This window comes from Bacteroides sp. 51 (genome assembly GCF_010500965.1).
In the GTDB taxonomy this organism is placed as follows: Bacteria; Bacteroidota; Bacteroidia; order Bacteroidales; family Bacteroidaceae; genus Bacteroides.
In genome coordinates, this window is the sequence record NZ_QVMI01000038.1 from 91676 (window position 1) to 92878 (window position 1203).

General features: G+C 55.5%; 1 protein-coding gene. It reads right to left on the reverse strand.

Annotated features, from left to right (window positions below; all coding sequences use genetic code 11):
- On the reverse strand, positions 1–1203 hold a 1203-nt coding region (locus D0T87_RS25190), incomplete at both ends, for a DUF3575 domain-containing protein (protein ID WP_163177812.1).

The following is a 1203-nucleotide window of genomic DNA, read 5'->3' on the forward strand; positions in this document are numbered from 1 at the left end:
CTTGTTTCCTTCCGCCTGTGCCCGGGCGAAGCAGTCGGCTGCCCGCTTCATATCCTTTTCCAGGTAAGCCAGTATCCCGGCATTGTTCCACCAGGCGGCACTGCGCTGGTTTACCCGCGCCAGGTAACGGGCCGCCGAAGCGGCATCTTTGCGCGCCAGCGCGCTGGAGGCAGCATTCAGGTTCGCCACATCATCCCCGGGGAAGAGCCGCGCCGCGGTTTCAAAGACTTCGTTAAAGGCGGCGGTGCCCGGCTCATAAGTGTTTGCAATGAGGAACATCTCGTTTAGCGAGAGATTTCCCGGGTTACGTTTGAACACTTCTTTGCCTTTCTCTATGGTAAAAGGGGCAACCGTATAGTGCAACTGGTAATCTGTGCGGCGAAGCTGCGGGTAGATGTTTTCTAATAGGTAACGGTAGGCTGAGCCACCGTTCAGGGCTTTCAACCGTCCTTCCGCCGTGTCATAATCGGCTGCACCGGCACGGATAATTTCAAGCAGGGCATACTTATCCTGCATATAAGACTGGCTGACCAGTGTATCAAGCATCGCCCAATCCTCGCCCCGTCCGCTAACTGAAAATAGGTTTTCGGGGAAGCCGTACAGGGCTTTGATTTGCTTTTTCAGGGCGTCGGCACGTTTACCCGAGAGGGTAAGGTTAGACCCATAGCCGCCTTCGGGGGAAGCGTAGCCGGCTATCCGGATACCGGTGATGTTAGCATCAGGGTCTTTCCTTACCGTTTCAATCAGCGTATATATCTTTTGCAGTTCCGCAGCATTGTCTTTATACCCAGGTGTGATCTCTGAGCGGCCGGCGACAAAGTCCAGGTAAGCCTGTCCGGCTTCGTTGCGGTGTTTCACGGCTTCCGCCACAGGAGTGACGAAGCTGGCGGTAAACTGCGGCTCGTAAACGATTGTATGCGCCGGAGCAGGGGCAACAGGTATCTGTACCGGTGCGGCAGCAGCCGGTTTCTTTTTCCCACCAAAGGTATAGATCAGCGTAATGCCTGCTTTGGTGGGACCGAAATAGTTTTTATTTCCGCTACCCAGGCGATCACCACATGTACCACACGTGTATTTATCATAATCCAGGTGGGCATACCCCAATCCCAGAGTCGCCTCCATCCCCAGGTGGCGGGAGAAGTTCCAGCGGTAGCCATAGCTGGCACCGATTCCCGCACCCCAACCCTCGTAACGGCTGTCGGC